The following is a 3150-nucleotide window of genomic DNA, read 5'->3' as shown; positions in this document are numbered from 1 at the left end:
GTTCACGGAGCCGGACGCGCAGGAGTGGCTCGCACTGGACGAACAGGAACGGGTCGACATGGTGGTTGCCTCTCATCGACGTGCCGGAATCCACTTTCCGCGCGAGCAGGTGCACGCCATCATACACGTCATCGTCGAGAACCAGATTGCCGACCCCGAGCTGCCGGTGCGTCGCATTGCGCAGCGGCTGATGTCGGAGGGGCTTGATCGTCACGAAGCCGTTCATGCGATCGGCTCCGTGCTCGCCGGACACCTTCACGATCTGGCCCGCGAAGTCAAAGCGGTGCGCAATCCAACGGAAGCAGAATCCGATCCGCACAAGGCCTATTTCGATGAGCTGGAAGCCTTGACCGCGGAAGAATGGCGCCGGTCCGGCTGATCGCGCGGACCAAACCAAGCGCAGGATGGGTTGAGCTCTTCGCGAAACCGATCACGCTGCGGCGGATGCGGGTTGATGCCGGATCAGCTGCTCTGTCGGTGGAGCAGGGAGAAGCGCGTGTCGATGACGGCGCGCTCCGTCGTAGCGTCCGTGCTCGCAATCCTTGCGATGAGCAGCCGGGCAGCTTCCTTGCCAATGAGGTCGCCCGGCGGACGGATCGTGGTCATGGACGGATTGCACGCCGCGCTGAAGCTCAGATCGCCGAAACCGACCACCGACAACCGCCCGGGGATCGCGACACCGAGGCGCTGGCATTCGAACATCGCGCCCAGCGCAATATGATCGTTGGAACAGGCAATGCCGTCGACCTCAGGACAGCGTCGCAACGCCTCCGCGAGCAGCATGGCGCCGACCTCGGCGGTCGCCGGCGCCGGATGGCGAATGATCTCCGCACTGACATCCGGCACGCTGCGTGCGGTGTCGACAAAACCCTGCGCGCGCTGCCCGGCGCGGCGATCCTCCTGCAGGCGAGCTCCGAGAAACACGAGCCGCTTGCGCCCGCGCTGCATGAGGTGTGATGCAGCCATGCTGCCGACCTCGGCGTGGTGGAAGCCGACGGCCATGTCGATCGGCTCTCCGCCGAGCTCCCAGATCTCGACGACCGGCACATGGCTGTCGCGCAGCAGCCGGCGCGTGACGGCGCTGTGGGAGAGGCCGGTCAGCACGATCGCAGCGGGCGCCCAGGACAGCGCCGTCCGCACCAGATCCTCCTCCTCGCGCTCGTCATATTCGGTATGCCCGAGCATCACCTGAAGGCGTTGCTTGCCGAGCTCGGCCTGCATGGCGGCAACAGTTTCGGCAAAGAACGCGTTGCGCACCGAGGGGACGATGATGCTCGCGACGCGCGACGAGGCGGCGGCCAGTCCACCCGCCATCAGGTTCGGCACATAGTCGAGCGCCTCGATGGCACGCGCGATCGAGGCGCTCGCCGCGGCCGAGACCGCGCCGGGCTTGCGGAAGTAGAGCGACACGGTGGATGGCGACAGCTTGGCGCGCGCCGCGACATCCATGATCGTGACGCGCTGCATCTTGCGCCGGGCGCGTATGGGCTTTGCTGGCGGCATCGGGGCAAAATAATAGCGCTATGATCGGCAGCCAAGGGTAGGTGATCTGTCGCCGCAAAGCAATCTGCTTCGATCCTGAATTATCCCCACCCGCGGCGATCAGCGATACGACTGGCAACCGTATCGCCATGCGACTTGACAGCGCTTAATGCAAGCCCGAAAATCATAGCGCTACGATCCGCCTCTATTCGACCAAGCGGCGGCTGTTCGGCGTTTTCGACCGGCGCATCGTGCATGGGTCAGACGCCAAAGCACGCGGAAAAGCGGCAAGTATCAGCCAGGAGGAACACGATGACGTTTGCGCGGCTTGCAAGTCTCTTGGTGCTCAGCGCGGCGCTGGCCTCGAGCCCCGCCTCCGCTGAGACGCAACTAAAGGTCTTTCTCTCCAGTCAAGGTCAGCCGGCTGTCTGGCGCAAGGCGATGGACCAGTTCGAAGCTAGTCACCCCGACATCAAAGTCACGATCGAACTCGGCGGCGCGACCTCCGACGTGCAGGCGCAATATCTCAACACTGTGATGTCGGCGAAAGACCCGTCACTCGACGTGCTGATTCTCGATGTCATTCGGCCGGCCCAGTTCGCCGCTGCCGGCTGGCTTGCGCCCTTCCCCGGCAAGGACCTGCACGCTTACCTTCGTCCCTATGCCGAGGCCAACAGCGTCGACGGCAAGGTGGTCGCGTTGCCGGCCTTTGCCGATGCGATGTTCCTTTATTATCGAAAGGACCTGCTCGACAAATACGGCATCGCGCCGCCAAAAACCTGGGACGAACTGGCGACGGCGGCGCAGAAGGTAACGGACGGCGAGCACAATCCTAGTCTGCAGGGGCTGTCGTTCCAGGGCAAGGCGATCGAGGGCGCGGTGTGCACCTTCCTGCTTCCCTATTGGAGCCAGGGCAAGACGATGGCGGAGGATGGCAAGCTGACGTTTGACCGCGACGCGGCGACCAAGGCGCTGGCGTTGTGGAAGAGCCTTGTCGATAAGGGCGTTGCCAAGAAGAACATCTCTGAGGTCGCGACCGACGACACGCGCAAGGAGTTTCAGGCCGGCAACGTCGTGTTTGCCGTGAACTGGGGCTACGCCTGGGCCCTTGCGCAAGGCGTCGGGTCGCCGGTGGCCGGAAAGGTCGCGGTGGCGCGGCTGCCGGCAGTTGCCGGCGGTGAGCAGTCGACCTGCCTCGGCGGCTGGGAATGGGGCGTTTCGGCCTATTCCAAGCATCAGGAGGAAGCCCGCGCGCTTGCTGAATATCTGTCCAGCCCCGATGTCTCCAAGTTCGTGGCGATCAACGGCTCGCTGCTGCCGACCTATCCGGCGCTCTACAGCGATTCCGAAGTCACCAAGGCGGCGCCCTGGTTCGCGGAGGCCATCCCGGTGGTGCAGACGGCAAGGGCGCGGCCGGCCACGCCGCGCTACAACGAGGTCAGCGAGGTGATCCGCACGACGGTCAATGCCGTGCTGGCCGGCGCCTCGACACCGGCCGACGGCGCCACCCAGATCGAGAGCCGCCTGAAGCGGATTCTCCGCTAAACCAGCGCTGATCCCAAAGCGAGCAGTCCGGACCGGATTTCATGACGACATCATCCACGCTCGCGCGGGCATCGGATCGGGCCAAGCCACATCGCGCGCGATTGTGGCGCCTGCTCGATCCCG

The 3150-nt window shown here is 64.7% G+C and carries 3 protein-coding genes; 2 read left to right on the top strand and 1 reads right to left on the bottom strand.

The genetic code is table 11. The features are described 5' to 3' along the window. On the top strand, positions 1-379 hold a 379-nt coding region (locus JOZ76_RS02905), incomplete at its 5' end, for a hypothetical protein (protein ID WP_291697126.1). Positions 380-462: 83 nt separating this feature from the next. Here the strand turns inward: JOZ76_RS02905 and JOZ76_RS02900 are convergent. After that, positions 463-1467: a LacI family DNA-binding transcriptional regulator gene (locus tag JOZ76_RS02900; protein ID WP_291697125.1), complete on the bottom strand. Its 1005-nt coding sequence runs from the start codon at positions 1465-1467 to the stop codon at positions 463-465. A gap of 327 nt (positions 1468-1794) precedes the next feature. Here JOZ76_RS02900 and JOZ76_RS02895 point away from each other — a divergent pair, with 327 nt between their 5' ends. Beyond that, on the top strand, positions 1795-3027 hold the full coding sequence (locus tag JOZ76_RS02895) for an ABC transporter substrate-binding protein (RefSeq protein WP_291697124.1): 1233 nt from the start codon (positions 1795-1797) through the stop codon (positions 3025-3027). Positions 3028-3150: the final 123 nt, after the last annotated feature.

It is taken from the genome of Bradyrhizobium sp. (genome assembly GCF_019244115.1).
Taxonomy (GTDB): Bacteria; Pseudomonadota; Alphaproteobacteria; order Rhizobiales; family Xanthobacteraceae; genus Bradyrhizobium.
This window is presented reverse-complemented; position numbering and strand designations above follow the sequence as displayed.